Below are 18057 nucleotides of genomic sequence, written 5' to 3' on the forward strand. Positions count from 1 at the left end.
AACAACGGCGGCCGTTTTCACGTGACCGCCGTCGTATTGGTTCGAAGCCGAACGTCAGGCGTCGCGATGACGCAGCTCGACGCGCCGGATGTCCTTCACGATCACGAGATAGCTGAACACGGTGACGAGCGCGTTCAGCCCGACGAACACGAGCGCGCCGTTGAACGAGCCGCTTGCGCCGACGAGGTAGCCGATCGCGATCGGCGCGACGATGCCGGCGGTGTTGCCGAACATGTTGAACAGGCTGCCCGACAGGCCGATCGCTTCCTTCGGTGCGGTATCCGCGACGACGGCCCAGCCGAGCGAGCCGATCCCCTTGCCGAAGAACGACACGGCCATCAGCACGATCACGAGCACTTCGCTGTCGACATAGTTGCAGCCGATGATGACCATCGACAGCGCCATCCCGCCGACGATCGGGATCTTGCGCGCGAGCGTCAGCGACACGCCGCGGCGGATCAGCCCGTCCGACAACATCCCGCCGAGCACGCCGCCGAGGAACCCGCAGATCGCGGGCAGCGACGTCATGAAACCGGCCTTCAGCAGCGACATCCCGCGCGCCTGCACGAGATAGATCGGGAACCACGTGAGGAAGAAGTACGTGAGCACGTTCACGCAGTACTGGCCGAGGTACACGCCGATCAGCATCCGGTTCGACAGCAACTGGCGCACGTAGTACCAGCCGGCCACGCGGCTGCCTTCCGTGCGCGTGCCGCCGGTGTTGCGCGCCGTCGTCCGCACGAGTCCGCCACCCTGTTCGATGTGCTCGAGTTCCGCGCGGTTCACGGCCGGATGGTCGGCCGGATCCTTCATGACCCGCAGCCACAGGAACGCGAGCGCGATGCCCGCGAGGCCGAGCCACAGGTACACCTGATGCCAGCCGTACGCATGCGTGAGCCACGCCATCAGCGGCGAGAACACCACGGCCGCGAAGTACTGCGCGGCGTTGAAGATCGCCGACGCGGTGCCGCGCTCGGCGGTCGGGAACCAGCTCGCGACGACCTTCGCGTTCGCCGGAAAGGCAGGGGCTTCGGCGATGCCGACCGCGAAGCGCATCGCGAACAGCGCGGCCACCGCGAACGCGGCGCTGCCGCCGAGGCCGATCGTGCTCTGCAGCAGCGTGAACGCCGACCACAGGAAGATGCTGCCCGCATACACGCGCCGCGCGCCGAAGCGATCGAGCAACCAGCCGCTCGGCAACTGCGCGAGCACGTACGCCCAGCTGAACGCCGAGAAGATGTAGCCCATCGTCACCGGATCGATGCCGAACGCCTTGCGGATCGGCGTGCCGGTGATCGACAGCGTCGCGCGGTCCGCATAGTTGAGCGTCGTGACGACGAATAGCATCGCCAGGATCCAGTAACGCACGGCGGTCCGGCGCGCGGTGCGCGCGAGGTCGAGCGGAAGCTCGCGAGAGGAGGTCTGATTAGGCACTTTAATGTACGTCGTCGTATGACGTGGCGGCAGTTTATGGGCAATAATCAGACGCAGAAACCTCGGGTTTTCCCTCTGGATGATGACGTGAAAGCGTAAAAATGGCGGCAGTTATCCCGTGGAATAAGGGTTCTACGTGTTTTTGGTCAGGGCTGGCAGGTGACGTAAATATTGATGCTTGGTGGGCGGACATCATATCTGTTGAGCTACAATGGGCGATCAATTCCCGAACCACGGAGCACACCCCATGCAACTGACTGGAGAGATGCTGATCGGCGCCGACGCGGTGGCCGGCTCGGCCGGTACCTTGCGCGCGTTCGACCCGTCGAAGGGCGCGCCGATCGACGCGCCGGCATTCGGCGTCGCGACGCAGGCCGACGTCGAGCGCGCATGCGAACTCGCACGTGATGCGTTCGACGCGTACCGCGCGCAGCCGCTCGCGGCCCGCGCGGCGTTTCTCGACGCGATCGCGGATGAAATCGTCGCGCTCGGCGACGCGCTGATCGAGCGCGCCCACGCCGAAACGGGCCTGCCCGTCGCGCGGCTGCAGGGCGAGCGCGGCCGCACCGTCGGCCAGCTCCGGCTGTTCGCGCGCGTCGTGCGCGACGGGCGCTTCCTTGCCGCGTCGATCGATCCCGCGCAGCCGGCGCGCACGCCGCTGCCGCGCTCGGACCTGCGGCTGCAGAAAGTCGGGCTCGGGCCCGTCGTCGTGTTCGGTGCGAGCAATTTCCCGCTCGCGTTCTCGGTGGCCGGTGGCGATACGGCGTCGGCGCTCGCGGCTGGCTGCCCGGTGATCGTGAAGGCGCACGAGGCGCACCTCGGCACGTCCGAGCTGGTCGGCCGCGCGATCCGTGCCGCCGTCGCGAAAACCGGCATGCCGGCGGGCGTGTTCTCGCTGCTGGTTGGCCCCGGCCGCGTGATCGGTGCGGCGCTCGTCAGCCATCCGGCGGTCCAGGCGGTCGGCTTCACGGGGTCGCGGCAGGGCGGCATGGCGCTCGTGCAGCTCGCGAACGCCCGCCCGCAGCCGATTCCCGTCTACGCGGAAATGAGCAGCATCAACCCCGTCGTGCTGTTCCCGGCGGCGCTCGCCGCGCGCGGCGACGCGATCGCGACGGGCTTCGTCGATTCGCTGACGCTCGGCGTCGGCCAGTTCTGTACCAACCCGGGCCTCGTGCTTGCGATCGACGGCCCCGATCTCGACCGTTTCGAAACCGTCGCCGCGCAGGCGCTTGCGAAGAAGCCGGCCGGCGTGATGCTCACGCGCGGCATCGCCGATGCGTATCGCAACGGTCGCGGCAAGCTGGCCGAACTACCGGGCGTGCGTGAGATCGGCGCGGGCGAGGCGGCGCAGACCGACTGCCAGGCCGGCGGCGCGCTGTACGAAGTCGGCGCGCAGGCGTTCCTGGCCGAACCGGCGTTCAGCCACGAGGTGTTCGGTCCGGCGTCGCTGATCGTGCGTTGCCGCGATCTCGACGAAGTCGCGCGCGTGCTCGAAGCGCTCGAAGGCCAGCTGACGGCCACGCTGCAGATGGACGCTGACGACAAACCGCTCGCGCGCCGGCTGCTGCCGATCCTCGAACGCAAGGCGGGCCGCCTGCTGGTCAACGGCTACCCGACCGGCGTCGAGGTGTGCGACGCGATGGTGCACGGCGGGCCGTTCCCGGCTACGTCGAACCCGGCCGTCACGTCGGTCGGCGCGACGGCGATCGACCGTTTCCTGCGGCCCGTGTGCTACCAGGATTTCCCGGACGATCTGCTGCCGGAAGGGCTGCAGGAAAGCAATCCGCTCGCGATTCCGCGGCTGCGGGACGGGAAGGCGGAGTGATGACGCACCTCGATTGAGGGAGCGATCCGCTGCGGCCGGGGAGCCTGGGTGCTCGCCGGTCGCAACAAAGGAAAAGGCGGAAGTGGCCGGTGAGCCGCTTCCGCCTTTTTTGCATGGCAGGTTTGGGTGGTGCCGATCTCGCCGCGTCAGTGGGCGGGATGCGCAGCGAGCCCCAGGCGGTCTGCTGCGCTCAGCAGGCGCCGGTCGCGTGTCCACAGCTTGCTGCCACCGGTCAGTCGGACCGAGGCGAGCAGGTGCGCATCGACGTAGCCGATGCCGAGCCCGTGAAGCGGCACGACATCGACCAGGCGCTGAACTTCATCGTCAGTTGCCGAGGTGGCGACGGGCAGATCGCGCAGCGCATCCAGTACGGTCTGGCGATCTCGCAGGCTGCCGAGCGCGAGTTCGCCGATCACGAAAGGATGGATCAGTACTCGGTCGGTTTCCAGTAGCGCTGTGAGCGTGACGTCACCGGCGCGAAGATGGTCGATCCAGACGGAGGTGTCGACAAGAATCATGCTGGGTCCGACGGGCGGCGCGGGATGGATTCGAGATCAGGCTCGGTGCCGCCGAGTCGGGCGAGCCGACGGGCGCTTTCGCGGGCGATCAACGCGCGCAGCGCCTCTTTCACCAAGGCTGATTTTTCGGTCACGCCGGTCAATTGCTGCGCTTTGGCAAGCAGGGCGTCGTCAAGGGACAAGGTCGTGCGCATGGTGCGCCTCCGGAAAGGATCGAGGCATCAATTATCGCATCAACTGATGCTGATGGTGATGCATGTGCCAGAGGGTGTAATGAATCTGGATCGTGCCGAGGGGACATGGAGGGGGCCGCTGGCCGGGGCGAGCGCCGGCGCCGTCGTGTGGGCAAAAACGGTCGTTGATCTTGCCGGCTTTCCCGCCGCCCGCTTTTCTCCTACAGTACCGAAGCCCCGGGTCGACCGACCCGCAGGCAAAACCTGAGAGATCCAGAAAAAGACCAAGAGGGAACGGCATCATGAACATCAGCAAACGTGGCGACCACCTGTTCGCGGCCGGGTTGTGGAAAGCGGTTGGCGACGTCGCGAAATCGGTGCGCACGCAGGTCGGGGAATACAGCGAAGGCCGCGTGCTGGCCAATGCGCTGTTCGAATTGCAGCGCGACCTGGGCGGCAGCGAATTCGACGTGACGATCAACCAGGGGCGGCCCGTGACGGATTCCGATCCGCATTCGCTCCGGTTCGGTCAGGCCGTCAAGCGGTTCAGGCTGGACATGGAGGCGCTGGTGTTCGCGCTGAAGCACCGCCGCAGCATCGACGAGCGCGACCCGGGCCTGCGCACCGACGCGCTGACGCAGGCCAACAGCCAGCTGGCGACTGCGAAGCAGTACGCGATGCTCACGGTCGGGCGATTCTTCGACGCAGTCGTCGATCCCGACGTGCTCGACCAGATGCTCGCCGGCGACCCGAACACGCGTGCGCGGCGCTCGGCCACTGGCGCGGAGATCGCCGCGACCCGGCTCAGGCTGGGCAGCCTGCGCTACCGGATCGTCGGCACCATTTCGCAGATGTGACGAAAACGGCCGGCCCGCGAGGCGCGGGCCGGCCGTCGAAAGGAGCAAGCGGGCCGAATGCGCGGCGCCGCGCCGGCACACACCGAAGCGTGTGCCGGTTGACTGCCCGCCGCTTACTGCGGGCCCATCTTCTTGATCAGCACGTCGAGCTCCGCGACTTCTTCATCGTTGAGGTCGACGAGCGGCGCACGCACCGGGCCTGCGTCATGGCCGACGAGCTTCGCGCCCGCCTTCACGATGCTGACCGCATAGCCCGCGCGGCGATTCCGGATCTTCAAGTACGGCAGGAAGAACTCGTCGATCAGGCGGCCGACCGTGGCGTGGTCGTCCTTCGCGATCGCTTCGTAGAATTCCATCGCCGTCTTCGGGATGAAGTTGAACACGGCCGACGAATACACCGGCACGCCGAGCGCCTTGTACGCGGCGGCATAGACTTCGGCCGTCGGCAGGCCGCCGAGGTACGCGAAGCGGTCGCCGAGGCGGCGGCGGATCGTCACCATGCTTTCGATTTCACCCACGCCGTCCTTGAAGCCGATCAGGTTCGGGCAACGGTCGGCGAGGCGCTCGAGCATGTCGGCGTTCAGCTTCGAATTCGCGCGGTTGTACACCACGACGCCGATCTTCAGCGCGCGGCACACCTGCTCGACGTGGTCGGCGATCCCTTCCTGGCTCGCTTCGGTCAGGTAGTGCGGCATCAGCAGCACGCCGCTCGCGCCGAGGCGCTCGGCCTCCTGCGCATATTCGATCGCGACGCGCGTCGCGCCGCCCGCGCCGGCGAGGATCGGCACCTTGCCCTTGCAGGTTTCCGTCGCGACACGGATCACGTCCGAATACTCGCGCTGCGTGAGCGAGAAGAATTCACCGGTGCCGCCGGCCGCGAACAGCGCGCTCGCACCGTACGGCGCGAGCCATTCCAGGCGCTCGGCATAGGTGGACGGGCGGAAGCTGCCGTCGACGTCGAAATCCGTCAGCGGAAACGACAGCAGGCCGTGGGAAATGATCTGTTTGAGTTCTTGCGGTGAGGTCATGGTTGGTTCGTCCGTCTAGCGCGAGTGCTGGGTTCGTCGGGAACGGCATACGAGCCACATTGGCGATGTCGTTGTATGTCATCGTACAACGAGGGGAGGGGTGACGCAAGCGGTTTGCTGGTCGATAAATAGTAGGGTCTTTCCGGATAAGGGTTTACGCAGCATCGCCGATCAAGGTTGAATGTCGTATGATGACTAACAATATGGCCGATAGTCTCCAGGAATTCCGATGACTGCTTCCCCGCTCTATATCCGTGTGCATCCGGACGACAACGTCGCGATCGTCGTCAACGACGGCGGCTTGGCCGAGGGCGCGACGTTCGCCGACGGGCTGACGCTGCGCGAAGGCGTGCCGCAGGGGCACAAGGTTGCGCTGGTCGATCTCGCGGCCGGCGACCCGATCGTCCGCTACAACGTGGTGATCGGCTATGCGCTGGTCGAGCTGCGCCGCGGCAGCTGGGTCAACGAGCGCACGATGCGCATGCCCGAACCGCCGGGGCTCGACGACCTGCCGCTCGCAACGCGCGCCGCGCCGCCGCTGCCGCCGCTCGAAGGCTATACGTTCGAGGGCTTCCGCAATGCCGACGGCTCGGTCGGCACGCGCAACATCCTTGCGATCACGACGACCGTGCAGTGCGTATCGGGTGTGGTCGAGCACGCGGTGAAGCGGATCAAGGCCGAGCTGCTGCCGCGCTACCCGAACGTCGACGACGTGGTCGGGCTCGAACACACGTACGGCTGCGGCGTGGCGATCGATGCGCCCGACGCCGACATCCCGATCCGCACGCTGCGCAACATCAGCCTGAATCCGAATTTCGGCGGCGAGGTGATGACCGTGAGTCTCGGCTGCGAGAAGCTGCAGCCCGAGCGCTTGCTGCCGCCCGGCACGATTCCCGTCGCGGCCGACGGTGCGGCCGACAACGGCGGCGTGGTGTGCCTGCAGGACGCCGCGCACGTCGGCTTCAACTCGATGATCGACTCGATCATGAAGATGGCCGAATCGCATCTCGAGCGGCTTGATCGCCGCCGCCGCGAGACGTGCCCCGCGTCGGATCTCGTCGTCGGCGTGCAGTGCGGCGGCAGTGACGCGTTCTCGGGGCTCACTGCGAACCCGGCTGTCGGCTTCGCGGCGGACCTGCTGGTGCGCGCGGGCGCGACGATCATGTTCTCCGAGGTGACGGAAGTGCGCGATGGTGTCGCGCAGCTCACGTCGCGCGCGGCGAACGAGGACGTCGCGCGCGAGATCATCCGCGAGATGGACTGGTACGACCGCTACCTGCAGCGCGGCCGCGTCGACCGCAGCGCGAACACGACGCCCGGCAACAAGAAGGGTGGCCTGTCGAACATCGTCGAGAAGGCGATGGGTTCGATCGTGAAGTCGGGCAGCGCGCCGATCGCCGGCGTCGTGCGTCCCGGCGATCGCGCGAAACAGAAGGGGCTGCTGTACGCGGCGACGCCCGCGAGCGACTTCATCTGCGGCACGCTGCAACTCGCGGCCGGGATGAACCTGCATATTTTCACGACCGGACGCGGCACGCCGTACGGCCTCGCGCAGGTGCCGGTGATCAAGGTCGCGACGCGCAGCGACCTCGCGCGCCGCTGGCACGACCTGATGGATCTCGATGCGGGGCAGATCGCGACCGGCGCGGCCACGATCGAGGACACGGGCTGGGAGCTGTTCCGGCTGATGCTCGATGTCGCGAGCGGCAAGCGCCGCACATGGGCCGAGCAATGGAAGCTCGCGAATGCGCTGACGCTGTTCAATCCGGCGCCGGTGACCTGACGCGCGCGGCCGTTGCCGCCAGACGAAGCGGGCGCCCGAGGGCGCCCGTTTTTATTGCGGCGGAGTAAGTGTCGGCGGGATGTCCACGATGAGGAGAACTTGCTGCATGGCGGATCATGTCCGGCGTGCGGAGCGGCCATTGGCTCGAAGCGACCGGCGCGATTTCCTTACCTCGTACGTAATCGACCGCCGGCGCGGGGCAGGCGACGATGACTGCACGCGAATACGAAACACGCCACGTTCGCGACATCGTCCTCTCATCGACACAAGGAGCCTCGCCATGAACACCGCCCAATCCGCTTCGTCCGCTTCTTCCGTTCACGCCGACCTGATCGACCGCTACTTCGACGCCTGGAACGAACCCGACGTCGCGCGCCGCCGCGCGCTGATCGATGCGATCTACGCGAGCGACGCGGCGTATCGCGATCCGCTGATGGCCGGCGACGGCCACGCAGGCATCGACGCGATGATCGCGGCCGTGCAGGAGCGCTTCCCAGCGTTCCGCTTCCGCCGCACGACCGACGTCGACGGGTTCGGTCAGCACCTGCGGTTCTCGTGGGCGCTCGTGTCGCCCGACGGCGCGGCGATCGTGAAGGGTTCGGACTTCGGCACCGTCGACGCGTCGGGCCGCCTCGCATCGGTCACGGGCTTCATCGACGAAATGCCGGCCGCGGCGTCGTGACGCGAGCGATGCATGCGCAACGGTCACCGGGATCGGGTAACGTTATGCGGTTCGTTCCTGATCCCGGAGACTAGCCGACATGCTGAAGAATCTCGACCCGCTGCTGCACGCCGACATCCTGCACACGCTGCGCGCGATGGGCCATGGTGACGAAATCGCGATCTGCGATGCGAATTTCCCCGCGGAATCCGTCGCGGAACACACGGTGGTCGGTCGCGCGTTGCGGATCGACGGCGCGGATTCGGCGCGCGTCGTACGCGCGGTGCTGTCCGTGCTGCCGCTCGACACGTTCGTCGACACGCCCGCGTGGCGGATGGAAGTCGTCGGCGATGCGGCGGCGGTGCCGCCCGTGCAGCGCGAGGTGCAGGCCGAAATCGACGGCGCGGAAGGGCGTGCGGTGCCGCTTACTGGTGTCGACCGGTTCGCGTTCTACGAGCGCGCGCAGCAGGCCTACGCGGTGATCGTCACCGGTGAGCTGCGCGGCTACGGCTGCTTCATCTTCAAGAAGGGCGTGTTGTTGAGCGACGCGGGCTAAACGCCTTTTCATCCCGCCGCCTTCGGGCCGCGCGGCCGCCGCCGTGTAAAGATTTGCTACAACCTTTTTCTTGGACACGGCCGAAACTCTGTCTATGCTGGCCCATTTGCCGCGGGCCCCGCAGGGCTGCGCGGCGCCGAACCGCCCGGGTGTGCCCCGCGCGGACGGCCGAATTGCACACGAGGAGAGAGGCATGACGCGTTCCGTCGATTCCGGCGTCATTTTTTTCGCGCGCCTGGCGCTGGCGGCGTTGTTCCTGTGGGGCGGCGTGATGAAACTGCTCGGTTACGGCGATTTCATCGGTTACCTGCATGGGCTGAACGTGCCGTATCCGCAGGTGATCGGGCCGATCGTCGTCGCGATCGAGGGGCTCGGCGGGCTGCTGCTGATCGTCGGCTACAAGGTGAAGCCGCTTGCACTGCTGATGGCGTTCTACACGGTCGCGACCGCGATGGTCGGGCACAATTTCTGGGACGCGACGGACGCCGCGGTCCAGCACGACATGGTGATCCATTTCTGGAAGAACATCGCGATCGCCGGCGGTTTCCTGCTGCTGTACGTCACGGGCGCCGGTGGTGCGAGCATCGACGGCCTGCGCCGGCCGAGTACGTCCTACGGCAGCCTGCGCTGATCGTACATACGCACGCTGTTGCCGTTGCGCTGATGTAAAACAAAAGGGCCGAATCCCGCGGGATTCGGCCCTTTGTTCATGGATTGCTTGCGGGGCGCGGGTGCGTTCCGTCATCCGCTGCGGCGGCTGGACGCCACCGCACGCGCACCGTCGCCGCTCAGTGCGGCGAATCCTCTTTCGCATCCTTCGAGAACTGCACGGCGATCGCGCCGAGTACGCAGATCACCGCGACGTACACCACCGGCGCGAGCGGATTCGATTTCATCATCAGCGACACGATCACCGGCGTGAGGCCGCCGAAGATCGCATACGCGACGTTGTACGAGAACGAGATGCCCGAGAAGCGCACGACGGCCGGGAAGCTCTTGACCATCACGAAAGGCACCGCGCCGATCGTGCCGACCATGAAGCCCGCGATCCCGTAGTAGAGCGGCAGCGTCGACGCGTCGGCCGCGACCTGCACGAACAGCAGGTAGTAGCACGCGGCCAGCCCGATGCCGCCGATGCCGAGCACGCGCTTCGCGCCGATCCAGCCCGCGAGCGAACCGGCGGTGATGCAGCCGGCCGTCAGGCACAGCGTCGCGACGCTGTTCGCGAACAGCGTCGTCGCGGGCGTCAGGTGGAACTGCTTCTGCAGCAGCGCGGGCGTCATCAGGATCACGACGACGATCGCGGCCGACAGCATCCACGTGAGCAGCATCGACACGATCACCGCGCGGCCATGGTCGCGCAGCACGGCCTTCAGCGGAATCTCGTCCGCGAGCGCTTTCTTCGCCTTCATCTCGGCGAACACCGGCGTCTCGTGCAGCCAGCGGCGCAGGTACACGGAGAACAGGCCGAATACGCCGCCGAGCAGGAACGGGATGCGCCACGCGAACGCGCCGACTTCGGCGGTCGAGTAGCGGCTGTTGATGCCGGCTGCGACGAGCGAGCCGAGCAGGATGCCGGCCGTCAGGCCTGCGGTCAGCGTGCCGCACGCATAGCCAATATGACGCGACGGCACGTGCTCGGACACGAACACCCACGCGCCCGGCACTTCGCCGCCGACTGCCGCGCCTTGCAGCACGCGGAACAGCAGCAGCAACACCGGCGCGAGGATGCCGATCGTGTCGTAGGTCGGCAGCAGGCCCATCAGCAGCGTCGGCACGGACATCATCAGCACGCTCAGCGTGAACATCCGCTTGCGGCCGAACAGGTCGCCGAAGTGCGCCATGATCACGCCGCCGAGCGGGCGCGCGAGATAGCCGGCCGCGAAGATGCCGAACGTCTGCAGCTGGCGCAGCCAGTCGGGAATGTCGTGCGGGAAGAACAGTTGCCCAATCGCCGGCGCGAAGAACACGAAGATGATGAAGTCGTAGAACTCGAGGGCGCCGCCGAGTGCGGCAAGGCCAAGGGTCTTGTAGTCGCTGCGCGTGAGCGCGCGTTCGGCGGCGCGAGGCACGCCGCTCAATTCGGAAGCTTGCATGGTCAGGACGATCGGTTTTCGAATGTTGTTGTCGGTGCTGCGTCTCCAGGGCCCGCTATCGGCATGGACTGACAAGGCGCGGCTTGCATCGTCGAAGCGTGCCGCGTGCCGGGTGAGGCACGCAACACGCACCGCTGCACCGGGGTGAGGCGCGGCGGAGACGAAGCGTCAAAGCGGGTGGGGGGATTCTACAGGAGCGCAAAATGCGCGCGCGCGGGGGCGCGCCGAGGAACGCTTCGGACCGCGAAGCCGAAGCCGAAGCCGAAGCCGAAGCCGAAGCCGAAGCCGAAGCCGAAGCCGACGCCGAAGCCGACGCCGAAGCCGACGCCGACGCAGACGCAGACGCAGAAGCGCACGCAGAAGCGCGCGCGGCGCGGGCGGCCGGTGAGCCGCTGACGCGCCGCGCGGGGCAGGGTCTCGCGGATCAGTTGCCGGCGATCGTATCGACCGGCTTGAACGCGCCGTGCTCGACCTTGTAGATCGTCACCGGCGCATCTTTCAGGTCGCCCTTCGTGTCGTACGCGATGCTGGGGGCCGACACGCCCTTGACCGACAGCTTGCCGAGATACGGCGTGTACACCTTCGGGTCGGTCGAGTTCGCGTCCTTCATCGCGGTGAGCAGCGCGATCGTGCCGTCATACGCGTACGGCGAGTAGGTGATCACGTCTTCGTTGAAGCGCGCCTTGTAGCGTGCGGCGTAGCCGGAGAAGCCCGGCATCTTTTCCTTCGGCAGCCCGCCCATGTAGACGATCGCGCCTTCGGCCGCGTCGCCGCCGACCTTCAGGAACGTCGGCGAGCGCGACATCTCGCCCGTCACGAACGCCGACTTCATCCCGAGCTGGCGCATCTTGCGGATCATCGGCGACGATTGCGCGTCGCCGCCGCCGTAGAAGATCGCGTCCGGGTTCATCCCCTTGAGGTTGGTCAGGATCGCGGAGAAGTCGAGCGCCTTGTCGTTCGTGAAGTCGCGCTTGATGATCGTGCCGCCCGCCGCCTCGACGGCCTTCGCGAATTCGTCTGCGATGCCCTGGCCGTAGGCCGTGCGGTCGTCGATGATCGCGATGCGCTTGAAGCGCAGCGTCTTCACCGCGTACGTGCCGACGATGCGGCCGGCCTGCGCGTCGCTCGTCAGCAGCCGGTAGGTCGTCTTGTAGCCGCGCGCCGTGTATTGCGGCGACGTGGCCATCGAGATCTGCGGCAGCCCTGCGCGATCGTACAGGTCGGATGCGGGAATGCTCGTGCCCGAGTTGAAGTGTCCGATGATCCCGCGGACGTTGTCGTCGATCAGCCGCTGCGCGACGGTCGTGCCCGTGCGCGGGTCAGCCTGGTCGTCCTGCGAATCGAGCTGGAACGTGACGGGCTTGCCGCCGATCGTCGGACGCGTCGCGTTGAAATCGGCGATCGCGAGCTGCACGCCCTTCTGCATGTCCGTGCCGTAGTTCGACTGCGGGCCGGTCAGCGGTGCGGCGAAACCGATCTTGACGACGTCGGCGGCAATGGCGTGCGCGCCCGACAGTGCGCAGGCAGCGGCCAGCGCGACGTGCGATACCTTCAGCTTCACTTTCACTTCCCCTTGATGGCGTGGTTGGGCCGCCGCCGGCTGGCGGGCCGGCGCCGGTAAACCGGGCGAGACGGTTCGGTCGGCCGGCCGATGCGAGGGCCGTGCGTGCTTGCCGCGTGCTGCCCGGGCTGTGCCGGAATCGGCGCACATGACGGCCGGTCCCGCAGGCCGTGCATGCCGATTGCTGCCGCGGCGTGAGGTCGTCTCGTGACCGTGAAACGAAGTCTAGGTAGCGAAAATGCGTGCGTCTTGCGCGTTCGGTGCGCGGCCGGCGACGATATCGGCATATCGTCGATAACCCTGATATATGCCGAAATCGTCACGCCAAATGCGCAAACGCGCCAAGACGCTGCACGTTCGCATTTCTATGCTGGCGAGTTCGGGCGTGCGGTGCCGGTGTGTGAATGCGCCAGTACGCGCGCGGGATGGCGGCACCGGCGCACGCGTGATTGCCGCGCTGGCGCAAGCGGATGCGCGGCCGGCCGCCGCACGCTCGGCGTAGTAGTTGCGCATGCAACGTATGTCGTCTGTCGCGTGACGATGCCGGCCGATCGGCGGCGGCGCGATGCGACGGCTGCCACCAACTTGCCCGCCTTTGCGATCGGCGCGACGCGATCGAAGGGGCGCTTCTATAATCGACGCCATCTGCCACTCGCATTGCGGTTGCCGGGATGACGACCTTGCTTGCCGTACCGCCCATGAGCCTGTCCGAACCGTTGCGCTACCAGCCCGACAACGCCGATCTCGGCGCGATGCTTGCGCACTTCCGCCTGCTCGAACCGGTGTTCGACGCACTGCCGGACGTCGCGTTCTTCGTGAAGGATGCGAGCGGCCGCTACGCGATTGTCAATCGCACGCTGGCGATGCGCTGCGGCTACAAGGACAAGCGCGACCTGCTCGGCAAGACGGCCGACGAAGTGTTTCCGCGCCGCTTCGGCCGCAGCTATTTCGAGCAGGACATGGCGACGATCAACGCCGGCCAGCAACTGATGGACCAGCTCGAGCTCCACCTGTATCCGGGCCGTCAGCCGGGCTGGTGCCTGACCTGCAAGGAGCCGCTGCGCGACGCTGCGGGCAGGGTGGTCGGCCTCGCGGGCATTTCGCGCGACCTGAAGGCGCACGAGGGATCGCACCCGGCGTACAGCCGGCTCGCCGACGTGGTCCAGCACATCCAGGATCACTTCGTGCAGCCGCTGAACCTGAAGCAGCTCGCGCAGATGGCCGGGATGTCGGTCGCGCAGCTCGAACGCTACTTCCACAAGGTGTTCCACCTGACGCCGCGCCAGGTGCTGCTGAAGACGCGGCTCGATGCGGCCACCGCGCTGCTCGTCACGCACGACAAGGTGACCGACGTTGCGGCGCTATGCGGCTATACGGATCACAGCGCGTTCACGCGCCAGTTCAAGGCGACGGTCGGCGTGACGCCGACGGAATACCGGTTGATGCTGCAGGAGCGGGCAGGGTGACGCGACACGCCGAAAGGGCCGGCGAGTCGCTGGGATCGGGGTGATGCGGGAAAACGGGAAAGGGGTGAAAACGGCGGCTCAGCGGTAGCCGAGCCCTTTCAGGACGGCGGTGCCGTTTTCGGTCAGCCGGAAGCTGGGTGCCGTATCGGCGTCGAGCTTGACCATCTCGACGAGACCGGCTTCCTGCAACGCGGGCAGTTCGGGTTTGGCGTTCGCGCCGATCGGTGCATGCAGCAGCACGAGCAGCGTCGCGATTTCATGATGACTGAGCAGGCGGCGCAGCATCGTCTTCTTTGCAGGGGGCGCGGCCTGGCGGCCCGCGGGTGCTTCTACGGCGCTCATCGCTTTCCTCCTTTTCGAGATAACCATCGGGTACTGGTTGCGGATGGTGCCGTCGAAGACTTAAGCGATTCTTAAAACCGCACTGGGCGACGGGATGCTGCGCTGCGGTACGGGTTACGGGATGTAACGCCATATGGAATGCGGTTTCCGGCCCGATCGCGGCCAGCCGCGCGGGCGGGTGCGCGGCCTCGTGATTCACCACGATGGTGCGCGCGGGATGCGGCCCTTTGAAGCGGCCGCGGGCTGCGAATGTGATTCGGCCCCAAGATCCCGGTTCAGTTCCTTCCCTTATTTCCTGCGCTGCGCCTGTGCGGCGAGCCGCACGGCCGCGTTTGTCGCGCCATAGCCGTCGTATCCGCCGCGCCGCTCGACGATCTCGAGCGAGAAGCGGTTGTCGACCAGTTCTGTATACGCATGCAGGAATTCGCCGCCGTGCTCGTCGCGGTCGTACAGCAGGTGATGCGTGCTCAGCGTGTCGATCAGTTCGTCCGACAACGCGTAGCGTGCGGCGAGATCGTCGTAGTAGTTCGGCGGAATGCGCAGGAACGGAATGCCGTCGGCCGCGAACGCGGCGATCGTCTTCACGATGTCGTCCGTGCGGAATGCGACGTGGTTCAGCCCTGTGCCGTGGTAGCGGTCGAGCGATTCGGCCACCGCCGTGTGCCGGTCGACCGACGCGTTCAGCGCGATCCGCACCGAGCCGTCGGCGCTGCGCACCGCGCGGCTGCGCATTAGCCCGTACGGGTCGGGCACGAGCCAGCTGCGCTCGGCCTCGAAGCCGAATGCCGTCTTGAAGAACAGGATCCACGTATCGAGCGCGTCGGCCGGCAGGGCGAGGCACACATGGTCGATACCGGTCAGCGGCCCGACTTCGCTCGGGCCGTCGATGTCGGTCAGCACGAAATCCGATTCGTACAGCGTCGGCGCGTTCGGCGCTTCGTCGACGAAGTATTCGAGGCTGCCGTCCGGCGCCTGCACGCTCGGCAACACGCGCTCGTTCGGCCCGACGCGGCCGGAGAACGGCGCATAGCCGAAGCCTGCTGCGCGCTCGAACGCCACGTTCGCGTCGTCGACGCGGAATGCCGATGCACACAGCGACAGCCCATGCTGCTGGAAGAACGCATCGGCGAACGAATCGCGCTCCGCGTTCAGCACGATCGACGCGGCGCCGTGCTGGAACAGCGTCACGTCCTTCGACCGATGGCGGCCCGCGAGCCGGAAGCGCATCCGGCCGAGCCATTCGCCGACGGTCGCCGCCGCCTGCGCGTCGACCGCGAATTCGATGAACTGGAACCCGACGTGCGCGGGCGGCGCCGGCGGCGCGAACAGCGGCTGGCTGGCGGCCGGCGCATGGCCGTCCTGTGCGAGCCGCTCGCGCGTCAGTTCCTCCAGATAGAGCAGCGAGCGATGGCCGTCGGCGGCCGTGATCGCCGTGGGCGCCGCGCGGAAGCCGTCGTTGAAGATCTCGAGCGACAGCGGCCCCGTATAGCCGGACTCGATCACGCGCGCAGTGAAGTGCGCGAGGTCGAAATCGCCCTGGCCCGGGAACGAGCGGTAATGGCGGCTCCATTCGAGCACGTCCATCGCGAGCTTCGGCGCATCGGCGATCTGCACGAACGCGATCCGGTCGCCGGGGATGTCGGCGATTGCGTCCGGCGAATCGTCGAGCGACAGCGTGTGGAAGCTGTCGAGCGCCAGGCCGAGATGCGGGCTGTTCACGGTATTCACGAGTTGCCACGCATGGCCGTACCGCTTCACGACACGGCCCCACGCGAGCGCTTCGTACGCGGCGACCACGCCGGCCTGCCGCGCGGCCTCAGCGAGCGTACCGAGCTGGTCGACGAGCAGCCCGTCGTCCGCGATCGTGTCGGCCGACACGTTGCTGCACACCAGGATGCGGTCGGTGCCGAGCGCATGCATCACGTCGAACTTGCGCTTGATCCGGTCGAGGTTGCGGGCGAGCTGGGTCGCGCTCACGCCCTCGAAGTCGCGAAACGGCTGGAACAGCACGATGTCGAGGCCGAGATCCGCGGCCATGCGCCGGACGTCGGCCGGCGATCCATCGAAGTAGACGAGGTCGTTTTCGAAGATTTCGACGCCGTCGAAGCCTGCGGCCTGGATGGCGGCGAGTTTCTCGGCGAGCGTGCCGGACAGTGACACGGTGGCGATCGAGCGCTGCATGGGCGATTCCTGCGAATGAGCGGGGCATGGCGTTGGTCGAATCGACCCTGAATGAACCAGTCGTTGAATTCATGGTGAACGCCATATCCCGAATTTACTGGGCTAGTGATGCGTATTGTACAAACTAACTAGGTGGTACAAATTAGCGAAAACCCGGAAAGACAGCCCGCATTCCCGGGCGCACACTAGCGCCAAATTCCGATGTGTTCGGGGCGATGCCGGTCACGGTCCGCCCCTGTTTTAGGAGCAGAATCACCATGAGCAAGCACAAGGTGCTGGTGCTGAACGGCCCGAACCTGAATCTGCTGGGGACGCGCGAGCCCCATATCTACGGCGCGGAAACGCTCGCCGATGTCGAGCAGCGCTGCCGCACGGCGGGCGAGGCGCTCGGGCTGGAAATCGACTTCCGGCAGTCGAACGCCGAGCACCAGCTGATCGACTGGCTGCACGCCGCGCGTCACGACACGCACGGCATCGTGATCAACCCGGCGGCCTATACGCATACGTCGGTGGCGCTGGCCGACGCGCTTTCCGCGATCGCGAAGCCGGTGATCGAAGTGCATATCTCGAACGTGCATCGCCGCGAGGCGTTCCGTCACCATTCCTACGTGTCGGCGGTCGCCGAAGCCGTGATCTGCGGCTGCGGCACCGAAGGCTACGTATTCGCGCTGCAGCGTCTGGCGACACTGTTTGCGCAGGGAGCCGCACGATGAGCCGCCCGTCGTTTCTGATCGGCCTGATCGGCCAGGGCATCGGCGGCTCGCTGTCGCCCGCGATGCACGAGGAAGAAGGATTCCGCCAGGGGTTCGGCTATGTCTACCGGCGCATCGACCTCGACGCGCTCGGCGTGACCGTCGACGCCTTGCCGCAACTGCTCGATGCCGCGCAGCGGATGGGCTACAACGGCCTGAACATCACACACCCGTGCAAGCAGCGCGTGATCGAGCACCTCGACGCACTGTCGGACGATGCGCGCGCGCTCGGCGCGGTGAACACCGTGCTGTTCAAGGACGGCAAGCGGATCGGCCACAACACCGACTGGTCGGGCTTCGCGAAGTCGTTCCGCCGCGGGTTGCCCGACGCGTCCCTCGAGCGCGTCGTCCAGCTCGGTGCGGGCGGCGCGGGCGCGGCCGTGGCGCACGCGGCGCTGCAGATGGGCGCGGCCGAACTGACGATTTTCGATGTCGACGGCACGCGCGCCGCCGCGCTCGCGGCCGAACTGCAGCAACGCTTCCCCGCCGCACGGGTCGCGCCCGGTGGTGATCTCGCGAGCGCGATGCGCGCCGCGACGGGCCTGATCCACGCGACGCCCACCGGCATGGCCAAGCATCCGGGCCTGCCGCTGCCGGCCGAGTTGCTCCACGCGGGCATGTGGGTGGCCGACATCGTGTACTTCCCGCTCGAAACCGAACTGATCCACGCGGCGCGCGCAGCCGGCTGCGCCACGTTGCCGGGCGGCGGGATGGCCGTCTACCAGGCTGTCGACGCGTTCGAGATCTTCACCGGACGCACGCCCGACGCCGAGCGGATGTTCGATCACTTTCAGTCGCTCGTCGCGCGCTGACCCCCTTCCAGA

At 66.9% G+C, this 18057-nt stretch carries 19 protein-coding genes; 10 read left to right on the forward strand and 9 right to left on the reverse strand.

The features are described 5' to 3' along the window. Positions 1 to 54: 54 nt before the first annotated feature. The gene (locus tag BCEP18194_RS24405) at positions 55 to 1434 is read right to left on the reverse strand and encodes an MFS transporter (RefSeq protein WP_011353941.1); all 1380 of its coding nucleotides are present in this window, start codon (positions 1432 to 1434) and stop codon (positions 55 to 57) included. Between the two features lie 247 nt (positions 1435 to 1681). Between BCEP18194_RS24405 and BCEP18194_RS24410 the strand changes: the two genes are divergently transcribed. After that, entirely contained in the window at positions 1682 to 3259 is a 1578-nt protein-coding gene (locus BCEP18194_RS24410; protein WP_011353942.1) for an aldehyde dehydrogenase (NADP(+)), read from the forward strand. Between the two features lie 146 nt (positions 3260 to 3405). Here BCEP18194_RS24410 and BCEP18194_RS24415 read toward each other — a convergent pair whose 3' ends face one another. Then, entirely contained in the window at positions 3406 to 3777 is a 372-nt protein-coding gene (locus BCEP18194_RS24415; RefSeq protein ID WP_011353943.1) for a type II toxin-antitoxin system VapC family toxin, read from the reverse strand. Continuing rightward, positions 3774 to 3971, reverse strand: a complete 198-nt coding sequence (locus tag BCEP18194_RS24420) for a type II toxin-antitoxin system VapB family antitoxin (RefSeq protein WP_011353944.1) — start codon at positions 3969 to 3971, stop codon at positions 3774 to 3776. The genes BCEP18194_RS24415 and BCEP18194_RS24420 overlap by 4 nt, the downstream gene beginning before the upstream one ends. A 281-nt stretch (positions 3972 to 4252) precedes the next feature. Here BCEP18194_RS24420 and BCEP18194_RS24425 point away from each other — a divergent pair, with 281 nt between their 5' ends. After that, entirely contained in the window at positions 4253 to 4807 is a 555-nt protein-coding gene (locus BCEP18194_RS24425; RefSeq protein WP_011353945.1) for a hypothetical protein, read from the forward strand. A 113-nt stretch (positions 4808 to 4920) separates the two neighbouring features. Here the strand turns inward: BCEP18194_RS24425 and kdgD are convergent, their stop codons facing one another. Further along, positions 4921 to 5835 (reverse strand): 5-dehydro-4-deoxyglucarate dehydratase, encoded by a 915-nt coding sequence (kdgD, locus tag BCEP18194_RS24430; RefSeq protein ID WP_011353946.1) that lies wholly within the window; start codon positions 5833 to 5835, stop codon positions 4921 to 4923. A gap of 229 nt (positions 5836 to 6064) precedes the next feature. Between kdgD and garD the strand changes: the two genes are divergently transcribed. The 4 genes from garD (at position 6065) to BCEP18194_RS24450 (ending at position 9466) form a co-directional block, all read left to right on the forward strand. Next, positions 6065 to 7618, forward strand: a complete 1554-nt coding sequence (gene garD, locus BCEP18194_RS24435) for a galactarate dehydratase (protein WP_011353947.1) — start codon at positions 6065 to 6067, stop codon at positions 7616 to 7618. 280 nt (positions 7619 to 7898) lie between these two features. Continuing rightward, positions 7899 to 8300 (forward strand): nuclear transport factor 2 family protein, encoded by a 402-nt coding sequence (locus BCEP18194_RS24440; protein WP_041493165.1) that lies wholly within the window; start codon positions 7899 to 7901, stop codon positions 8298 to 8300. Between the two features lie 79 nt (positions 8301 to 8379). Beyond that, the gene (locus BCEP18194_RS24445) at positions 8380 to 8835 is read left to right on the forward strand and encodes an RbsD/FucU family protein (protein ID WP_011353949.1); all 456 of its coding nucleotides are present in this window, start codon (positions 8380 to 8382) and stop codon (positions 8833 to 8835) included. A 193-nt stretch (positions 8836 to 9028) separates the two neighbouring features. Then, on the forward strand, positions 9029 to 9466 hold the full coding sequence (locus BCEP18194_RS24450) for a DoxX family protein (protein ID WP_011353950.1): 438 nt from the start codon (positions 9029 to 9031) through the stop codon (positions 9464 to 9466). 157 nt (positions 9467 to 9623) lie between these two features. Here BCEP18194_RS24450 and BCEP18194_RS24455 read toward each other — a convergent pair whose 3' ends face one another. After that, on the reverse strand, positions 9624 to 10931 hold the full coding sequence (locus tag BCEP18194_RS24455; RefSeq protein ID WP_011353951.1) for an MFS transporter: 1308 nt from the start codon (positions 10929 to 10931) through the stop codon (positions 9624 to 9626). Positions 10932 to 11134: 203 nt separating this feature from the next. Here BCEP18194_RS24455 and BCEP18194_RS41285 point away from each other — a divergent pair, with 203 nt between their 5' ends. Next, positions 11135 to 11410: a hypothetical protein gene (locus tag BCEP18194_RS41285; protein WP_011353952.1), complete on the forward strand. Its 276-nt coding sequence runs from the start codon at positions 11135 to 11137 to the stop codon at positions 11408 to 11410. Here BCEP18194_RS41285 and BCEP18194_RS24465 read toward each other — a convergent pair. Beyond that, complete coding sequence (locus BCEP18194_RS24465; protein ID WP_081436648.1) at positions 11356 to 12492, reverse strand: branched-chain amino acid ABC transporter substrate-binding protein; 1137 nt, start codon at positions 12490 to 12492, stop codon at positions 11356 to 11358. The genes BCEP18194_RS41285 and BCEP18194_RS24465 overlap by 55 nt on opposite strands. Positions 12493 to 12717: 225 nt before the next feature. Further along, positions 12718 to 13005 (reverse strand): hypothetical protein, encoded by a 288-nt coding sequence (locus tag BCEP18194_RS40110; protein ID WP_011353954.1) that lies wholly within the window; start codon positions 13003 to 13005, stop codon positions 12718 to 12720. Between the two features lie 158 nt (positions 13006 to 13163). Between BCEP18194_RS40110 and BCEP18194_RS24470 the strand changes: the two genes are divergently transcribed. Beyond that, positions 13164 to 13958, forward strand: coding sequence for an AraC family transcriptional regulator (locus BCEP18194_RS24470; protein WP_011353955.1), 795 nt, complete (start codon positions 13164 to 13166; stop codon positions 13956 to 13958). A gap of 78 nt (positions 13959 to 14036) precedes the next feature. On the opposite strand, the gene BCEP18194_RS24475 is transcribed toward BCEP18194_RS24470, so the two are convergent. Together BCEP18194_RS24475 and BCEP18194_RS24480 are read right to left on the reverse strand one after the other, a co-directional pair. Beyond that, positions 14037 to 14300 carry a hypothetical protein gene (locus BCEP18194_RS24475; protein WP_011353956.1) on the reverse strand — a complete coding sequence of 88 codons (264 nt, stop codon included), beginning with the start codon at positions 14298 to 14300 and terminating at the stop codon, positions 14037 to 14039. A gap of 288 nt (positions 14301 to 14588) precedes the next feature. Continuing rightward, positions 14589 to 16481 (reverse strand): bifunctional sugar phosphate isomerase/epimerase/4-hydroxyphenylpyruvate dioxygenase family protein, encoded by a 1893-nt coding sequence (locus tag BCEP18194_RS24480; protein ID WP_011353957.1) that lies wholly within the window; start codon positions 16479 to 16481, stop codon positions 14589 to 14591. A gap of 257 nt (positions 16482 to 16738) precedes the next feature. Between BCEP18194_RS24480 and aroQ the strand changes: the two genes are divergently transcribed. Together aroQ and BCEP18194_RS24490 are read left to right on the forward strand one after the other, a co-directional pair. After that, positions 16739 to 17194 (forward strand): type II 3-dehydroquinate dehydratase, encoded by a 456-nt coding sequence (gene aroQ, locus BCEP18194_RS24485; protein ID WP_011353958.1) that lies wholly within the window; start codon positions 16739 to 16741, stop codon positions 17192 to 17194. Further along, positions 17191 to 18045 carry a shikimate dehydrogenase gene (locus BCEP18194_RS24490; RefSeq protein ID WP_011353959.1) on the forward strand — a complete coding sequence of 285 codons (855 nt, stop codon included), beginning with the start codon at positions 17191 to 17193 and terminating at the stop codon, positions 18043 to 18045. Before aroQ ends, BCEP18194_RS24490 begins: the two co-directional genes overlap by 4 nt. The last annotated feature ends 12 nt before the right edge of the window (positions 18046 to 18057 follow it).

Source organism: Burkholderia lata (assembly GCF_000012945.1).
Classification (GTDB): domain Bacteria; phylum Pseudomonadota; class Gammaproteobacteria; order Burkholderiales; family Burkholderiaceae; genus Burkholderia; species Burkholderia lata.